This is a genomic window from Sediminicola luteus (assembly GCF_040566555.1).
Classification (GTDB): Bacteria; Bacteroidota; Bacteroidia; order Flavobacteriales; family Flavobacteriaceae; genus Sediminicola.
In genome coordinates this window covers 330,788-348,711 of record NZ_JBEWYP010000003.1, presented here as the reverse complement: position 1 = coordinate 348,711, position 17,924 = coordinate 330,788, and the positions used below count along the sequence as shown (strand labels likewise).

Annotated in this window: 16 protein-coding genes; 2 read left to right on the top strand and 14 right to left on the bottom strand. The window is 38.0% G+C overall.

Features of this window, described 5'->3' with window-relative positions; all coding sequences use genetic code 11:
• Positions 1-61: 61 nt before the first annotated feature.
• Positions 62-1,519, bottom strand: coding sequence for a TonB-dependent receptor (locus tag ABXZ32_RS07865; RefSeq protein ID WP_354618127.1), 1,458 nt, complete (start codon positions 1,517-1,519; stop codon positions 62-64).
• 88 nt (positions 1,520-1,607) lie between these two features.
• On the opposite strand from ABXZ32_RS07865, the gene ABXZ32_RS07860 reads away from it, so the two are divergent.
• Together ABXZ32_RS07860 and ABXZ32_RS07855 are read left to right on the top strand one after the other, a co-directional pair.
• Positions 1,608-2,372: an MBL fold metallo-hydrolase gene (locus ABXZ32_RS07860; RefSeq protein WP_354618126.1), complete on the top strand. Its 765-nt coding sequence runs from the start codon at positions 1,608-1,610 to the stop codon at positions 2,370-2,372.
• Between the two features lie 15 nt (positions 2,373-2,387).
• Positions 2,388-2,882: a hydrolase gene (locus tag ABXZ32_RS07855; protein ID WP_354618125.1), complete on the top strand. Its 495-nt coding sequence runs from the start codon at positions 2,388-2,390 to the stop codon at positions 2,880-2,882.
• Here ABXZ32_RS07855 and ABXZ32_RS07850 read toward each other — a convergent pair.
• From ABXZ32_RS07850 to glpK, 13 genes are all read right to left on the bottom strand, one after another.
• Positions 2,879-3,538 carry an alpha/beta hydrolase gene (locus ABXZ32_RS07850; protein ID WP_354618124.1) on the bottom strand — a complete coding sequence of 220 codons (660 nt, stop codon included), beginning with the start codon at positions 3,536-3,538 and terminating at the stop codon, positions 2,879-2,881. The two genes, ABXZ32_RS07855 and ABXZ32_RS07850, sit on opposite strands and share 4 nt — an antisense overlap.
• 1 nt (position 3,539) lies before the next feature.
• On the bottom strand, positions 3,540-3,863 hold the full coding sequence (locus ABXZ32_RS07845) for a hypothetical protein (RefSeq protein WP_354618123.1): 324 nt from the start codon (positions 3,861-3,863) through the stop codon (positions 3,540-3,542).
• Positions 3,864-3,871: 8 nt separating this feature from the next.
• Complete coding sequence (locus ABXZ32_RS07840; RefSeq protein WP_354618122.1) at positions 3,872-5,122, bottom strand: dihydroorotase; 1,251 nt, start codon at positions 5,120-5,122, stop codon at positions 3,872-3,874.
• Positions 5,119-7,038: a BatA domain-containing protein gene (locus ABXZ32_RS07835; protein WP_354618121.1), complete on the bottom strand. Its 1,920-nt coding sequence runs from the start codon at positions 7,036-7,038 to the stop codon at positions 5,119-5,121. Before ABXZ32_RS07835 ends, ABXZ32_RS07840 begins: the two co-directional genes overlap by 4 nt.
• Positions 7,039-7,195: 157 nt before the next feature.
• Positions 7,196-8,203 (bottom strand): glycosyltransferase, encoded by a 1,008-nt coding sequence (locus ABXZ32_RS07830; protein WP_354618120.1) that lies wholly within the window; start codon positions 8,201-8,203, stop codon positions 7,196-7,198.
• Positions 8,204-8,353: 150 nt separating this feature from the next.
• Positions 8,354-9,874: a bifunctional GNAT family N-acetyltransferase/carbon-nitrogen hydrolase family protein gene (locus tag ABXZ32_RS07825; protein WP_354618119.1), complete on the bottom strand. Its 1,521-nt coding sequence runs from the start codon at positions 9,872-9,874 to the stop codon at positions 8,354-8,356.
• Between the two features lie 165 nt (positions 9,875-10,039).
• On the bottom strand, positions 10,040-10,678 hold the full coding sequence (locus tag ABXZ32_RS07820) for an SGNH/GDSL hydrolase family protein (protein ID WP_354618118.1): 639 nt from the start codon (positions 10,676-10,678) through the stop codon (positions 10,040-10,042).
• Positions 10,679-10,770: 92 nt separating this feature from the next.
• Positions 10,771-11,844, bottom strand: a complete 1,074-nt coding sequence (locus ABXZ32_RS07815) for an AI-2E family transporter (protein WP_354618117.1) — start codon at positions 11,842-11,844, stop codon at positions 10,771-10,773.
• Positions 11,845-11,901: 57 nt separating this feature from the next.
• The gene (locus ABXZ32_RS07810; protein WP_354618116.1) at positions 11,902-12,693 is read right to left on the bottom strand and encodes a DUF3050 domain-containing protein; all 792 of its coding nucleotides are present in this window, start codon (positions 12,691-12,693) and stop codon (positions 11,902-11,904) included.
• 164 nt (positions 12,694-12,857) lie between these two features.
• The gene (locus tag ABXZ32_RS07805; protein ID WP_354618115.1) at positions 12,858-14,138 is read right to left on the bottom strand and encodes a mechanosensitive ion channel family protein; all 1,281 of its coding nucleotides are present in this window, start codon (positions 14,136-14,138) and stop codon (positions 12,858-12,860) included.
• A gap of 170 nt (positions 14,139-14,308) precedes the next feature.
• Positions 14,309-15,634, bottom strand: coding sequence for an alpha/beta hydrolase family protein (locus ABXZ32_RS07800; RefSeq protein WP_354618114.1), 1,326 nt, complete (start codon positions 15,632-15,634; stop codon positions 14,309-14,311).
• Between the two features lie 8 nt (positions 15,635-15,642).
• Positions 15,643-16,371, bottom strand: coding sequence for an MIP/aquaporin family protein (locus ABXZ32_RS07795; protein ID WP_354618113.1), 729 nt, complete (start codon positions 16,369-16,371; stop codon positions 15,643-15,645).
• A 25-nt stretch (positions 16,372-16,396) separates the two neighbouring features.
• Positions 16,397-17,887 carry a glycerol kinase GlpK gene (gene glpK, locus ABXZ32_RS07790; protein ID WP_354618112.1) on the bottom strand — a complete coding sequence of 497 codons (1,491 nt, stop codon included), beginning with the start codon at positions 17,885-17,887 and terminating at the stop codon, positions 16,397-16,399.
• Positions 17,888-17,924 lie beyond the last annotated feature (37 nt).

The window sequence follows — 17,924 nt, the reverse complement described above, 5'->3', positions numbered from 1 at the left end:
GGCGTATTTAAAATAAAAGCGCCCTAATTTACATTAGGGCGCTTTGTTATTTATGTTGAGTCTATTTGTTTTCCTCGGCCTTTACCAATTTTTTGGTAAACAAATCTTTCTCTTTGATAATTTCTGCAATACCTTCAGGAAGTTCAGCTTCCCAGCCATCATCCTTGTTAATTATTTTCTTCAATACATCCCTAGAGAAGATGTGTAGTATTTCTGGATCGTAATCGATGATGTCCATTACTTTTCCATTGTATTTAAAGAATTTGTACAATTCTTTCATTCTAGGATGTACCTTAACATTATTACTGGTCATTATCTGACCGGTTTCCTCATCTTTCATTGGATATAGGTACACCTTGAGATCTTTAAAGAACAGTTTACCAAATGCCTCCAAAATACCACCGCTTAAATGTCTGTAGTATTTCTCATCAAAAACCTCCACTAAATTGTTTACGCCCATGGTAAGGCCTATTCTAGATTTAGTGTAATTATTGAAATATTCCACAAGTTTATAATACTCTCGGAATTTGGAGATCATCACCGTATGTCCAAGTGAACAAAGTAGTTCTGCCCTGTCCATAAAATCCTGTTCATCTATTTCTCCTGATGCCTTTAGGTTCGAAAGGGTAATTTCGAAAATTACAATGGTATTATTGATGTCTACCGTTTGTTCCCGTACAAAAATATCATAGGATTTCTGGAACATATCCAAATTCACCTTGGTCACAGGTCTAAAACTACCCCTTAGTGCCAAAATGTTTTTCTTGTACAGAATAGCAGCAGGTAATAAGTTGTTGCCATCAGGACCGAACATTACCGCATCGGTCATATCATTTTTAATAAGCTGTAGGCTCATTAATCGATTATCGACATTTTTAAAGTTAGGTCCAGAGAAATTGATCATATCAATCTCAATGGTATCCTTATCTATATGGTCATATAGATATCTTAATAATTTTCTGGGTTGATCATATTTATAGAATGCCCCATAAATTAGATTTACCCCTAAAATTCCCAAAGTTTCCTGTTGTAGTCTGGCTTCATTCTGTCTAAAGCGTATGTGGATTACAATCTCATCCCATTCCTTTTGGTTAGGGTCTAATTGAAAACGAATTCCGATCCAGCCGTGTCCTTTAAATTTTTTGGCAAAATCTATTGTAGCTACGGTATTGGCATAGGAGAAAAATAATCGGTCTGGATGTTTCTGACGGCTAATACGCTCTTCGGTCAGTTGCATTTCATATTCCAACATTCTCTTCAGCCTGGATTGGGTCACATAGCGGCCATCTGGTTCAATTCCATAGATGGCGTCACTGAAATCCTTGTCGTAAGCGCTCATCGCTTTGGCAATAGTTCCAGAAGACCCACCGGCCCTAAAAAAATGTCTTGCTGTTTCTTGGCCTGCGCCAATCTCAGCAAATGTTCCGTATATGTCTGGGTTTAAATTTATCCTTAAGGTTTTTGCCTTAATTGAGGGGATATTTTCAAATGCGGTATCTTTATTTAGGACAGAAGCCATTATAGTTTTTTTACGTGCAACAAAGTTAATAAGATTGGGGTATCTATTAAATAAATATGTTATAAATTTGGAATAAATAGGTGATACGTTGAAAATTACTTTTTTAGGCACCGGAACTTCGCAAGGAATCCCTGTTATTGGGAGCTCGCACCCTGTTTGTTTAAGTAAAAATCCAAAGGATAAGAGGCTTAGGGTCTCGGTAATGATCTCTTGGGACAAATTTAATTACGTTATTGACTGTGGACCGGATTTTAGGCAGCAAATGCTGACCCATAAAGTCACTAAAATGGATGGGATTTTATTCACTCATGAGCATGCCGATCACACTGCCGGGATAGATGATATCAGACCTTTTTTTTTTAGGCAGGGGGATATTCCTATTTACGCCCATCAACGGGTAGCAAATTCTTTAAAAACTAGATTTGAATATATTTTTGCGGGGGAAAACAGGTATCCTGGAGCCCCGGCAGTAGAGGTTAACATTGTGGAAAATAACAAGCCTTTTAAGATTGGAAATACTATGGCCATTCCGGTAGAGGCACACCATAATCGTCTGCAAGTATTTGGATATCGAATTTTTGACTTTGTCTATTTAACAGATGTCAAAACCATGGCTGATGAAGAAATAGAAAAAATAAAGGGGGTAAAGGTGTTGGTCGTTAACGCCTTACGTGAAGAACCCCACCATTCCCATCTCAATCTGGAGGAAGCCTTGGCATTTGTGGAGAGAGTAAAACCTGAGAACACTTATTTTACACATATTAGCCATATGTTGGGTTTTCATGAAGAAGTGGAGAAAAAGCTGCCAAAAAATGTACATTTGGCCTATGATAATTTAATTCTAAACCTTTAAGAACCCTACGTACATATGAAGAGTAAAATATTTTTATACCTATTTATCTTTGCGGCTTTAATAGCCCTTTACCAATTTGTCAGTGCCAACAATATGGTGAAAGATAAAAATGGAAAAATAGAGAATTTGGAAAAGGACATTACCCAAATGCAAGATTCCATTCAAAAACTCAATCTAAAAGTCCTGGATGTACAGTATTTTACCTTGGATAATAACGACGACGCCCTGGCGTATTATGATCATTTACAATTGGAGCAACCATCGCGTTATATCGAGGATAAATTATTGGAAACCAATGAGTCAAAAGGGGATAATCCTTTAGTTCCCTACGAAGGTATGGAAGGAGATTTTAAGATCAATAAGATTAAAACCTTGAACCATAAATGGATCATCGCAGATTTTTCTGATGGTCAGTATTGGGGTGAAGTATTGATAAAGTATGAGCTCAAAGATGATATGAGTGTAGATTTTACTTTATTGGACCATCTATTGTACACCCGTAGCAATTAAATTTTATTACCAAGCCATTTTTTAAAGGAGTAAAAGTTTTGTGGGGCAACGCCATGTCCAACAGGGAACTCCTCATATTTGTGCTCCACACCAAGTGATTCTAAGATTTGCGGTGCTTTTTGTGCCCATTCTGGCGGAATTACTTGGTCTACCATTCCATGGGAAGCATAAATTTTTAGATTTTGGTGGTCCTTGGTTTTATGATCCTTTGTCAATAAATTTTCATTGATATAACCACTGAGTGCCACAACATTCTTAACTTTTTCAGGATAGGACAATGCCACCGCATAACTAAGAATTGTTCCTTGACTAAAGCCCAAGAGGGTAATTCTTTTTTCGTCCAAATGATAGGTAGCACAAGCCTCATCTATAAATTTCACAATTTTTTCCCTGGCAATTACGGCCTGCTCCTCATCGCTCCATTTTCCATTAATATCATCAAAATTTATCGCATACCAAGCGTTGCCATAAGGAGGTAGGGGATATGGGGCCCGGACAGAAATAATGCATAGTTCTTCTGGGAGTTCATTGGCAAAGGAAAATAGATCTTCTTCATTGCTCCCATATCCATGAAACATGAACATTACTGGAGGTTTTCCTGTTTTTAAAGATGATGGTCTTATTATGTGATGAAGGGATAGAGGTGCTGTAGTCATGCTATTGAATGAATGTAAACCATTTTTGAAAATATTCACCAACTAAGGGAACAATCTGTTTTTTACCCGAAATAGCTCCTATGAAACCATAGCCCCATAAAATTAAATATGAAATATAAAGTCCGTACCAGGCATAGGCATTGAACCATTGACTCAAAAATAGGGCAAATCCGAGAAAGAATAAATGTAAACCAAAGGCTTGCCGTGTATGGAAACGTGCAAAATCATTTTTCGGCTCCATGTTCATGGTTATTGCTATCAATGCACCAACCAAGGTGAAGTAAGCTACTATCGCAGTTGTCCTTCCTTTTTCCATATTCTCCATCTTGTGTATTATATAATCTGTCCGTTTGCGATAATCCCTAAGGCCTTACCTTTAAGCTTTGCCCCTAAGAACATACTGTTTTTGGAAGTGGATAAAATGTTCTTGGTATCAAAAGTATATTCCGTCTCTGGATCAAAAATCGTCAAAGAAGCCTGTTCCCCTTCTTTTATAACTGGAGTCACCAGACCAAAACGCTCCCTGCCTTTTGTCAATAAGGCAATGGTCAATTCCAGATCCAAAAGTTTATTAAGTCCACCAAAGGCACTTTCGAGACCAATACTACCGCTTGCAGCATTGTCAAACTCAACTCTTTTTTGTTCTATATCCATTGGGATATGATCGGAGGTAACGGTATCTATTGTACCATCCTTTAGTCCTTTTAGCAATGCCTTTACATCACTTTTTGTCCTTAAAGGAGGCATTATTTTGTAATGTGTATCAAATTCTACCAAATGTTCATCTGTGAAAAACAAGTTGTGGATTGCTACACTACAGCTTACATCCAAGCCTTTCTTTTTCGCTTCTGCAATAAGTTTAACAGAGCCAGCGGTAGAGATTGTTGGAATGTGCAATTTTCCTCCTGTATATTCTAATATGAACAGGTCTCTTGCAATTTGCAATTCTTCTGCCAGGGAGGGTATTCCCTTTAATCCCAATTTTGTGGAGACTTCACCTTCATTTACAAGGCCTTTCCCCGCTATTTTATAATCTAATGGGAAGGACATGACCAAACCATCGAAATTCTGGGCATACTGCAAAGCAATTTTCAGCAAGTTGGAATTTTCTATGGCATGTTTAAAATCATAATAGCCTACCGCTCCAGCATTTTTCATATCATAAAGTTCTGCCAGATCCTTCCCTTCCCCTTTAACGGTTAAGCATCCTAAAGGATACATGTTTGTGGCATGACCATTGGCAGCATTTTTGAGAAAAACAATATCAGAACTTGAGTCGGGTATTGGGTAGGAGGTAGGGTTCAGTACGATATCTGTAAATCCGCTTTTGGCAGCTGTTTGCAATCCGTTTGTTATGGTTTCACGCTCTTCAAAGCCTGGTTCTCCAAAACTAACACTACTATCGAACCAACCCACTGAAACATGTAAATTGGAATGCTCTATCACCTTGGTCTTGGAAGGAGCCTCTATTTTAACGGCAATTTTATCAATGATACCATTTTTGATAAGGATGTCCCTACGCTTTAAATGAAGGTCCTTATTGTTGGTATCGAATATTTTGACGGATTTTAAAAGTATATTCATTTAAAAATTTTTTGGATAAGAACCTCGACCAACAGAAATAGTAGCGCTAAAATAATAAACCATTTCCAAAGCTCGGTTATGCGATTCTCTTTTTCAAGCGATTCGAAGACTGAATTTATGGAGTCTGAGGAAGAAGTTGAGGATAAATTGTCCAAATCCATAAATCTAAGCTCACTTTCGCTCCTAGGGTAATTAAAACTGATGTTTTTTATTGTCCTATTTTTTTCTTTGATGGAGTAAAGCCCATCTTTAGTGGGAACACTGCCAAATTTTAAGGTAGTTTTATTGGTGTAGGATTTCTGTTCAGGGATAACCTCGTATCCGTTTTGGGATAGTTTTATAATCTGATCCTTTCCTAAACTTACAGCCAGATCCACAGTTTTGGTTTGTCCCAATATCTCATATAAATTAGCCATTTTGAGGCTATTGATTCCCATGGTGTACAATGTTGGAACAATCAAGGGAGAGTTTTTAAAATTGGAAATACCTTCGGATAGAGGGGAAGTAAACAAATAGAAACCGTTTAATCCTAGTAAAAATGGAGCCCCATTTTCAAAGGCAAGCATCTGGGGAGCATCGGATGTAACTGTATAAAATTCCGAAACCTTAGGATATTGAAAATTCACCACCTTTTTATCAAACACATTTTCATACAATGGATGCGAAAAATTTATGCTTACTATATTGTTTTCTCCAGTTATTTTCTGGGAAAATGCTGATTTATAAAACCCATTTAATAAGGCGTTATAAGAGGTGATATCAGTGTTTTCTGAAGGTATGATTAATAAGTTGCCCCCATTTTCTTTGAATTTTTGCAATACAGCGATCAAGGAGGCAGGTATTGCATCCAATTCGTTCAAAATGATGATATTTTGCCTGTCTATAGCGCTATAATCCATTTCATTCAAGGCTGAGCTGGAATAAATAAATTCGTCATCCGTAAAAATCCTGGACAAGAAATTATCGTCGGCCTGCTTAATAGCCAGAACGTTGATTTTTTCTTTCGGAGCCATGTTAAAATACATCACGTTATCATAGCTAAGCCCTGAATCTGAAATTTCCAAGGATCCATTTATTTCCGAATTATAGGGAATGGTAAATGAAACTGATGCCCTTTTATTGACAAATTGGGCGGAGGTCTTCGCAATTAATTTTTCAGAATTAAACAAAGAAACGGGGGTGTCCGGGATATCTGTATTAGTGGATAGTAGGACTTCCAATTCTATGTTTTCAGGGGAACTGGAAGATATGTAAACGGAATCCAAGGACACGTTCTCTAAGTTCCCGGATTTTAATTGAACATGATGCCTTTGATAATAATTCGAAGTATCCATAAACTTTGAAGCCATTCGTTCCTGAAAATCAGATATGACAATCAAATTTTTGACCGAAGGTTTAGCCGCATCAAAATAAGTGGCCCCCTTTAGATAGATATCGTTTATTTGTAGTTGGTTCGTAGAATGTTCAAGTCCCAATAATTCGTTTTGGATATCCTTTAGTTTACTATTTCTAAACACTCTATCATTGGTGAACAGCGTAAAGGACTTTTCTCTTGGCAAGGACTTTATTAATTGTTGAATGCCTTTATTTAACAGGGTTTCATTGTCCTCTTTGGCCTGAAGGCTGAAGGAGTTGTCCAAATAGATAACCGTTTCCTTTTCTTGAAGTGCTGATTCATTGGATAGGAATGGCTGTGCAAAGGCTATAATCAAAGCGGTGAAAAGAAGCAATCTGGTGGTTAAAAGTAGCCACTTTTTCAGGGTACTGCTTTTTCGTGATTGGGATACCACCTTTTGCAAAAGCTGAACATTGGTAAAAGGTGTTTTTTTAAATCTTCTAAGCTGAAAAAGATGTACAATAATGGGAATGAGTAGTAGTAATAAAGCCCAAAGTAGTTCCGGATGTTTAAACTGCATTCCTAAATTTAGTTTTCCAAATATAAATAAAAACACCCACTCCCTTGAATCCAAAGTGGCTTTAATTTGGCAATTTTATATTAGGGCTTCACAATTAATTTTAAGATTTTTCCATTAAATTATAAATGTTCCAATAGCGTCATAATTCTACGAATGCTCAACAGAAAAAATAAGAATCTTGTGGGGCGTTCATTTGCAATCCCTTGAGATGTTCCCGAATAAAACTCTGTGCCTCACTATTGGCTACGGTAATAATAATTTGCGGCTGTTCAAAATGTTTTAAGGCGCTAAAATGTTGTAATTCCTTACCATATATTTCCTTTCCTATTTTTTTTGGATTGTTGCAGATCCAATAAAAGTCGACCTTCTTGTTCAATAAATTTTGTGCAAGATTCTTTCCTTTTTTTCCTGCTCCCCACACTACAAGCTGGCGCGACTCCTCAAAGTTTAATTTTAAAAAATAATGGAGTTTTATTTCCAAAAAATAATTTTGCGCATAATGCTCACTAGTTCTTGAAGCTCTATAATCATAGTCTCTCCAATAATGTAAGACTTCATTGGATGGAATACATTTTAATCCATGTTCAAAGAATCTAAAGGCCAAATCATAATCCTCTGGGTAGCGGTTGGGTTGAAAAGCATCACAATTATCGAGGTCCGACTTATGCACCATCCAACAGGGAGATGGAATTGGGCATTCTTTGTATATCTCAGAGAAATTGGCACCTAAATGGGTTAGTCTGTTGAGCCATTTTTCATATTTCAAATACCCGTCGCCAACTCCACCTTCACAAAAATATTTTACTTTTCCGATCGCTAGATGGCCCTTTCCCTTAGATATCAAGGCTTCTAGCAAAAGGTGGATCTTTTTTGGTACCATTATATCATCTGAATCCATTCTGGAAATATAATTTCCTTTACAAAGTGAATACCCCATTCTTAAAGCCTCAATAATGCCAGAGCCTTCATTTTTAAATACATGGATCCGAGGGTCTTCCTTGGCATATTGCCTTATAATAGATATGCTATTATCGGAGGAATGGTCGTCAATGGCAATAACCTCCCAGTTCTGATAGGTTTGTTCCAATATGGACTCAATACACTCAGGAAGGAATTTTGACGTATTCTTGAAAGGAATCAATATGCTGACCAATGTTTCTTGCATAGGGTACAAGGTATTAAAATAAAGAGATTTGATTGGTTTGAACCTGCTTGAGATTAATTTAGTTGACTTTAGCGCAAAAAAAAAGTCCAAATCATTGGTTGAATTTCTTCTTTTCAATGACTTGGACCTATACTATATTCAGGGTTTTACCTAAAGTTTCTTTAATTCAAAAAGGTCTTTTCTTCTATCCCTTAAATTCTTCACGGCACCAAATTGGTTTAATTCACGAAGCAATTCCACATCAACATCAACAATCAAGATCATTTCCGTATTTGGTGTGGCCTCAGCTTTTATTCCGTTCGCAGGAAACGAGAAGTCGCAAGGTGTAAAGACCATGGATTGTGCATATTGGATGTCCATATTGTGCACTTTGGGAAGGTTTCCTACACTCCCCGCAATTGCAACATAGCATTCATTTTCAATAGCCCTGGCCTGAGCACAGTTCCGCACTCTTGAGAATCCATTTTGTGTATCTGTCAAATAAGGAACAAATAAGATATCCATTCCATCATCGGCCAATATTCTGCTCAGTTCAGGAAACTCGGAATCATAACAGATCAGGATTCCAATTTTACCACAATCAGTATCGAAAGTTTTTAATTGGCTCCCACCTTGTAGACCCCAGACTTTAGCTTCATCGGGAGTAACATGTAGTTTTTCGTAACGTTCCCTGGTACCATCACGCTTACACAAATACCCAACATTATAAAGTCGGCCATCAATTATTTCCGGCATACTTCCAGAAATAATATTGATGTTATAGCTGATGGACAATTTGGTAAACTGCTCTACAATGGCTTCCGTGTGTTTGGCCAGCTCCCTAATGGCCGCTGGTTCCGATAGATGGTTGTTTTCGGCCATTAAGGGCGCATTGAAAAACTCTGGAAATAAAGCAAAATCTGATCTATATCCTGATACCGCATCAACAAAGTACTCAACTTGCTGCATCAGTTCCTCCAAATTTTTATAAGGACGCATTTGCCATTGTATGAGGCCTAGTCTAATCAATGTTTTTGTAGTCTCGGCCTTCTTTTGGGGTTTTGTATAGTAAATATTGTCCCATTTCAATAAAACAGCATACTCACCTGAGGCTTCATCGCCCTCTTGATACCCTTTCAATAATTTTTCGGGATGGAAATCATTGGCCATTTGAAAATTAAGGACAGGATCATTGATCTCTTTTCTCTTTACCTTGGCAATATATTCCTTAGGTGATATATCCTTTGAGTACTTATGATAATTTGGGATTCTTCCCCCAAAGGCAACTCCTTTTAAATTGAGTCTTTCGCATAATTCCTTTCTGTAATCATAGAGTCTTCTGCCCAATCGCATTCCCCTGAATTCAGGTTTAATAAAAACATCAATGCCGTAAAGAACATCTCCATCTGGGCTATGCGTAGAAAACATATAATCTCCAGTTATTTCCTGATAGGTATGCTGGTCATCAAATTTATCATAATCCACAATTATGGAGAGGGCACAACCAACAATCTGGTTGTTGATCTTAAGTACAACTTGGCCCTCAGGAAATTTTTTGATCAAGATATCAATTTGATGTTCCCTCCAGTACGAATTGGGAAAATTGGTATAGGAGGCAATCATTGCAGTTTTAAGCTCTTGGTAATCATCTATGCTTAAATATTTAAGCTCAATATTTTCAATTTCTTTCATTTTAACAACTACTAATTAGAGTTTTAAAGGTATCGATTAATTATGATTTGAAAAAAAATCATTTGGTATGGTTACAATAAGTGATTATTTGTGAACATCAGCTTTTAGGGAACAAGTACTATGTTCTAATATCAGATTACCCCATTGATAATAAAGCAATATTCTTTATTGTAATGCCTTTTGAATAGCAGCTTTAGCAAGAGGTCCCATAATTTTATAACCCAGGGCATTTGGATGGATCCCATCGTATGTGTAAATCTTTTGTAAGCCATTGTTAGAATCTACCATATTTGAGAAATAGTCCAAATATACATGGCCGTTGATTTCGGCATACTGCTTGAGCGATGTATTCAAAGCAATAACTTTCATTGAAGGCTCCAATCCTGGGGCCCACGGAAAATCAGATGCTGGTAAAACGGAGGATAAAACTACTTTAATGCCATGTGCTTTTGCCAATTCTGCCATTGAAAATATATTGTCCTCAATCATTTTTTGGGTGGATGGTCCAGTATTTCCAGCAATATCATTGATACCGGCCAACAGTACTACCACTTTTGGCTTAAGGTCCAAAACATCCTGTCTGAAGCGAAGCAACATTTGTGGGGTGGTCTGTCCGCTGATACCTCTGTTGACATATCCCTTGTTATTAAAAAATTCTGGGTTGTGATCGATCCAACCTTCGGTAATGGAATTACCCATAAAAACAATACGGTCCTCTGAATGCACCTCTTTTTCCAAAGCTATATTGGCTTCCTTATATTTATTTAAATTCGCCCAATCTTGGGCAGCCATAGATCCAGTCATGAATATAGTTAGGAATAGGGTGATTAAAGTTAATTTCGGCAACCACATCTTTAGATTTATTTTGGGTCAGGATACTATTGCAGTCAAGGATATTAAGATACCTTTCTAATTGAGCCCAGGCCCAAATCTACCTTTATTTCATCACCAGAAATGATCTTGGCAATTATTTTGGTTCCGGGGAACTGTTCCAATATGACTTTGATGAACACTGTGATTGGGATTGCTAAAATTAAACCTGGGACTCCCCAGATATATCCCCATAGCATGAGCATTACCAAGATAGTAATTATATTGATGGAAAATGACTTGCCCATGAAGATTGGCTCCAATATAGAACCAAATAAAACCTGTACTCCCGTTATCGTAAGAATAAAGAAAAGAAGTACGTTCACTGAATCAAGACCGACAAAGGCAAAAATACTCAATAATATTACCGTGGCAAAGGATCCTATCATTTGTACAAAATTGATAAGAAAGGCAAATAGCCCCCAAAAAATAGGGAAATTCACATCAAAAAAATAACAGGCCAAACCTGTACCTACACCGGTAAAGAAACTTACCAAAAACTTCACCTTAATAAATTTTATCAGGTCATTCTCAATTTTTATAAAGGTCCTGACCGATGCATGTTTTTGTTTGATAATGGTAGAATTCAATAGTTTTTGAACGTTTATAGATTCTGAAAGCCATAATACCGCAAAAAATACGGTCATAAGCAGCATGGTTAAGGTACTACCAAGAAAGCTAAGGGTAGGGACAAAATTTTGCATAATGCTGTCCTTATTTAGAAATTGACCATAAATATCTGTGCCTTCGACCAATTCCATACCCATGGATTCTTCAAGATCGACAATTATGATATTTAATTTATCCTCTGCCTGCATTAAAAAGGATTGGTCGGTAGATAGTATTTCATTACTGGTGAGCTGTATTAATTCACCTCCAATTTTAAATATCCCAGCGATGATCAAGACAATGACCAAAATACTGATTGGTTTTGGAATTCTTTTCTTGTTCATGCCTCTCATTAATGGTAAAAAGAGTAATGCAATAAACATAGAGGACACCAGTGGTATAAAAATAAAAGATAATATTTTGAGCAAATAAAAAACCAAGGGCACTACTATGACCAGTAATAATATATTCGTTGTCCTTAAATCTTTCATGTTCTAAATTTTATTTAATCCTTACCCCAGCTTCACGCACCAACAAGAATAATGCTATTAATTTTGCAGCTGTAATTTTTTGGCTTCAATTTGTCTTGTAATGAAATCCCATAATTTTATTCTTTGTTCCAAAGCCTGTTTTGCAACTACTAGGCACTCTTCCCATTTAGTTTGATCCTCACCACATAATTCCGAAACCATTTTCAGGGATAAAGGACCGTGCTCATCACCATCTATTTCTATATGCCTTTTTAGGTAATAAGAAAGTTTGCTGTAGGATTTGGAGGTATCACCCTTTTCTTCATTCTTTATAATTTCAATAAACATATCGGGAATCAAATCTTCCCTACCAAATGTAAAGGCCGAAGCAATCAAATGTGGCTTATCAGTTGAGATAATTTTAAAAGTGAACTCCACAAATTCCCGAACTCCACTCTCCAAGTTAATGGTGTCACAGGCCTCTGAAACCTGATTGGTCTCATTTATCAGCCCAATGAATTGATTAATTTTAGAAGTGTCAGCCTTAATCTGATCCATGGCATCCAAATACATGTCAAAATGACTTTTTGGCTCTCCTAGTTCGTCAATATCGCTTTCCTCCCCATGTACAATTTCATTGATAAACCTTGCCAATGTTGCGTTTGATCTTGGGGTCCATGGCACGGTCGTACAGGTTAAATTTATTTGAAGGGCCTTGAGCAAGGACATGAAATCCCAAACAGCAAATACATGATGCTGCATGAAAACCCTAATATCATCAACTTCTGATAAGTTCGCATACAATTGATGAGTGGCCAATTGTTGTCTTAAACCATCGATTTCTCTTTCAATTTTTTCTATTTGTTGCATAAGCCAATTGTAATAATACCGCCAAAATGGAATCCTTTAAGAATGAAAAAAAAATTATTTAAAAGATTCTTTGACAGCTGCAATTTTTTTGGGGTAAAGATAATTGACGGCCCCTATTAAATAAAGGGCTTTAACAAGAATATAAGATTATTAAGAGGACAAGGTTAAGATGACATAGGCATAGGGGGAACAGAATTATCGGGGAGTTCAAATAGCTCCAACTCAAAATAAGGGACAGCAGCCAAAAGATGGTCAAAAATATCTGCCATTATGTACTCATAATTTTCCCATCTCCTATCGCTGCTAAAGGCATATACCTCTAATGGGATCCCTTGGGAGGTAGGCGCAAGGTGCCTGGCCATAAGCATCATATTTTTATTAATGCCCGAGTGACTGGCTACATAACTCTCCACATATTTTCTAAAAACACCAATATTGGTCAAATTTCTTCCATTAATTGCCAATTCCTTGTTGATATTGTTAGATGTATTATAGGTATCTATATCATTTTCCCTTTTTTCCAAGTAAGCTGTAAGAAGACCTATGCCCTTTAGCCTTTCAATATCTTCCTTAGTGAGATACTTGATGCTCTTTTGTTTGATGATCAGTGCCCTTTTTATCCTTCTTCCGTCTGAGTTTACCATACTCCTCCAGTTTTTGAAAGAATCTGAAATTAAGGCGTAGGTAGGGATGGTAGTGGTTGTATAATCAAAATTTCGAACCTTTACAGTGGCTAAATTTATTTCGGTAACATCACCATCTGCCCCATATTTCTCAAAGGTGATCCAATCCCCAATACGGACCATGTCATTAATGGACACTTGAATACTGGCTACAAATCCTAAAATAGTATCCTTAAATATTAAAATAATCACGGCAGAAGCCGCCCCAAGGGTGGTAATGAATTTAATAAACTCAAATCCGGTAACAATAGCCAGGGCAGAGGCTACACCTATGATCCACGCAAAGATCATAAACACCTGAATGTAGCTATCTATGGGTTTGTCCCTGAGGTGGGGCAAGGTCTTAAAATAGCTCTTTAGGGTGTTCAATAAACTGCGAACGATCCAGAGGGTCAATATGATGCTAAATACATGAAGTCCTTTTTCTGCTATACTGTCCGCATACTTATAATCGATCAGCACTGTGGGCATAAATTCCAAAGCAATGAATAGGGGAACAATATGGGCAACGTTTCTTGGCACTTTGTTGATCACCAAATAATCATCAAAAGTTGTAGTAGTCTTTTTGGCAAACGCAGTAAAAGCCTGGATTAAGATTTTTCTAATGATAAAATCCAAGATGCTAATAATTAGAAGCATCGCCAAAAGCAGGCCTAACATATTAAAATACTTCGCCGCGGTTTCTGAAAAACCAATCGAAATAAAATAATCGTATAGCACATGGGCTATTTCCGGAAATATAAGTTCTTTTTGAAATATCATAACTCCGGCAAAAGTATCAAATTGATATGGAGAATCGATGTTTAATCGAGATGGATTTTAACGCATTATAAGAATTTATGATTTATGTAACATATCATTTTATTTAAATAAGAAAAGGGCTCCGAACTAAGTAGTTGGAGCCCTTTGTTTACTTAACTTTCCACAATAAATTATTCCGCAGGCATCGTGTGCAACAGCTCCATTCCCGTCGATGACCTGGGAACGAACCCGAACCAATCTTGCCCATTGGAATTCTCCTGAAGATTCAAATATTTTGCGTAATCCTTTTTGGCTTTTAAATGTAGCCCAATAAACGCGGTAACAAAGTGTTGGTTTATATTGTTCATTCGTCGGGAATCCCACGAAGGTTCCGCATAACGGTAATATTCATCTATGTGCAGCCCCTCTTGTAAAGATTCTACCGGAGGTGGGTTGGGCGCCACATTATGTCTGCCATTGGCATAGGTAAGTAAATATCTATCTGCATTGACACTGCCGCTATAAATGGCCTTAATTCCTTTATCATAGCCGGAAATGTCATCTTGATCACCGGCAATAAAAAAAGTGGGGGTTTTTAGGCCCTTGAGACCCTCAAGGTCCCATACACCTCTTTCCATGCCCCAAGGTGCAAAGGCAACAACAGCCTTTATCCTAGGATCCTTGCCGCCCACGAATTGCGGGTCATTGGAAACAAGACTAGTAATGGCAGTATTGCCGCCAGTCATGGTTCCGAAAAAAGTCTTTAATTGGTCGCTATATCCTGCTCCAGCTACATTTAAAACGCCGTAACCACCCATGGAATATCCAATAATAGCGGAATTATTCATATCAATTAATCCAGATAGGAAACTACCCGATTTTGGTTTGTTGAGTTCGTCAATTTTGTTAAGCGTAAACAAAATATCCTTAGGTCTGTTCAATAATGTGCTTTGAAATCCGCCAGCATCTTTAAACGTAGAATCCGTATGATCTATGGCCACCACGATATAACCTTTTGAGGCCAAGTTTTCAGTTAAATAGGTAAGGAGTAACCTAGAACCCAAATACCCATGGGAAACTATGACCAAAGGAAAAGGTCCGTCTTTGGAGAGGGGGGAAGCGTCTTTTGCTGCCCTGCCCTTAAAGGTGAAAGGGATCAAAGGTCTCTTTTCATCATTTGAGGAACCCATTACTTGATCATAAACAACAACCTCGGGAGTATTCCCATCAAGCATAGCCGGATACCATACTTCAATTTTTAACGGTCTATCATATAAGGGAGCAATGCCCTCCTTAGCATTGAGAATATCTATTTGTTTGGGATTAACGAAATCCAAGGTACGTACACCAACCTTATGTTCACCCCTCACTGCCAATTCTGGAGCGTCGGGAAGTGCATCCCCATATATAAATTTATCGGTTCCCTGCCCAAATACAACTGGACCAGTACTAATGAATAAAGCTGTAAAAAAGATTAAAAGGATGTTGTGATTATTTACTTGTGGATTGAGTCTCATAAAATTGGTTAGTTAAGAATTATTGAAAGAAGTGCCGCCAATGATGCGCCCACTATTGGTCCTAATACTGGGATCCAGGCATATCCCCAGTCATTACCGTTCTTATTTTTGATGGGCAAGAGAGCATGAACAATTCTAGGGCCTAAGTCCCTTGCGGGATTAATTGCATACCCAGTGGTGCCACCTAATGAAAGTCCGATCGCCCAAACCAGAAAAGCCACGGGAATTGCTCCCACTGAACCCAGGCCTACGGCGGTTTCGGAGTCTGTTATTGAAGCATCCGTGAAATACAAAATTGTGAATATCAATACAAAAGTCCCTACGATCTCACTAATTAGATTCGTTGGATAATGTCTAATTGCCGGAGCCGTGCAAAAAACTGCTTTTTTTGCATCCCCATTGTCTGTAGCGCTAAAATGATTTCTATATACGGCCCATACTAGAAAAGAACCTATCATGGCACCTATAAATTGGGCAAGAATAAATAAAGGGACCAACTCCCAGTCAAATTTACCCGCAAAAGCCAAGCCTATGCTCACTGCGGGGTTTAAATGAGCTCCGCTGTAAGGTGCTGAGACAACAACCCCAATATAGACTGCAAGTGCCCATCCAGTGGTAATAACTATCCAGCCACTATTATTACCGGCTGTTTTGTTCAATACTACATTGGCTACGACGCCTCCACCCAATAAAATGAGTAGGCCTGTGCCAATAATTTCTGCTATAAAAGGTGTCATAATTTAAATGGTTTGTTTAGTGTGATTATTTTGCCCAAAATTGTAAGGCCGCGATGGCCTTGTACCATCCTTTAATTCCTTTGTCTATACCTGCGCGTTCTGTGGTAGGGTTAAAGTGTACATCGGTTTGCCAGATTTCTTGTATTTCCTCAAGACTATCCCAATATCCAACTGCCAAACCGGCCAGGTAGGCCGCGCCCATAACTGTAGTCTCTATTACTTTGGGCCTGACGGTAGTGGTATTTAGAACATCTGATTGAAATTGCATTAGGGTATCGTTCACCGTTGCCCCGCCATCTACCCTTAATTCTTTTATGGTTAGTTCTGCATCAGCTTCCATAGCCTTTAGTATATCCATAGTTTGATAGGCTATTGATTCAATGGCAGCTCTAGCAATATGGGCATCCGTAGTTCCTCTAGTAATCCCAAATATTGTCCCTTGTGCTTTTTGGTTCCAATATGGGGCACCTAACCCAGCGAAGGCAGGCACAAAATACACCCCTTCTGCATCGCTGACAGAACCAGCAAGTTTTTCAACATCGGATGATGTTTTTATAATCTTCAGTCCGTCCCTTAGCCATTGTACCACAGCACCAGCAATAAAGACACTTCCTTCAAAGGCATAGGTAGTTTTTCCATTTATTTTCCAGGCAACGGTGGTCAATAAATTATTCTTGGAAACTATTGGTTTCTCTCCAATATTCATAAGCATAAAACAACCGGTGCCATAGGTATTTTTAACCATCCCAGGTTTGGTGCACATTTGACCAAATAATGCTGCTTGCTGATCTCCCGCAATTCCGGCAATGGGTATTTTGCTTGCAATGATGGTTCCAGAGGTATGTCCGTAAAGCTCACTGGACTGTTTGACTTCCGGAAGCATACTCTTTGGGATATCAAAAAGCGCTAATAATTCATCATCCCATGACATGGTATTGATGTTGAAAATAAGGGTTCTAGAGGCATTGGTGACATCGGTGATATGATTTTCTCCCAAGGTCATCTTCCATACTAACCACGTATCAATAGTCCCCATAATTAAATCTCCTTCATTGGCCCTTTTTCGTGCGCCCTCTACATTGTCTAAGATCCATTTTACTTTAGTTGCAGAAAAGTAAGAATCAATGACCAATCCCGTTTTTTTTCTGATAAGATCAGATTTGCCCTGTTCCTTTAATTCATCGCAATATTCGGCGGTTCTTTTGTCCTGCCAAACAATCGCATTATAGACAGGTTCTCCAGTCTTTTTGTCCCAAACTACTACCGTTTCCCGTTGGTTCGTAATCCCTATTGCCGCAATGTTACTCCCGTTCAACCCTTTCTTTACTAAGGCTTCCGCAGCTATCCCAGCTTGGGTGGACCAAATTTCCATGGGATCATGTTCTACCCAGCCCGGTTGTGGAAAATATTGGGTAAACTCCTTTTGGGCAATGGAAACAATGTTTCCTTTTTTATTGAAAATGACGGCTCGGGAACTGGTTGTGCCCTGATCTAGGGCAAGAATATATTGGTCCATATATTAAATTTATAAAGATTTATCCAAAATCTATGGG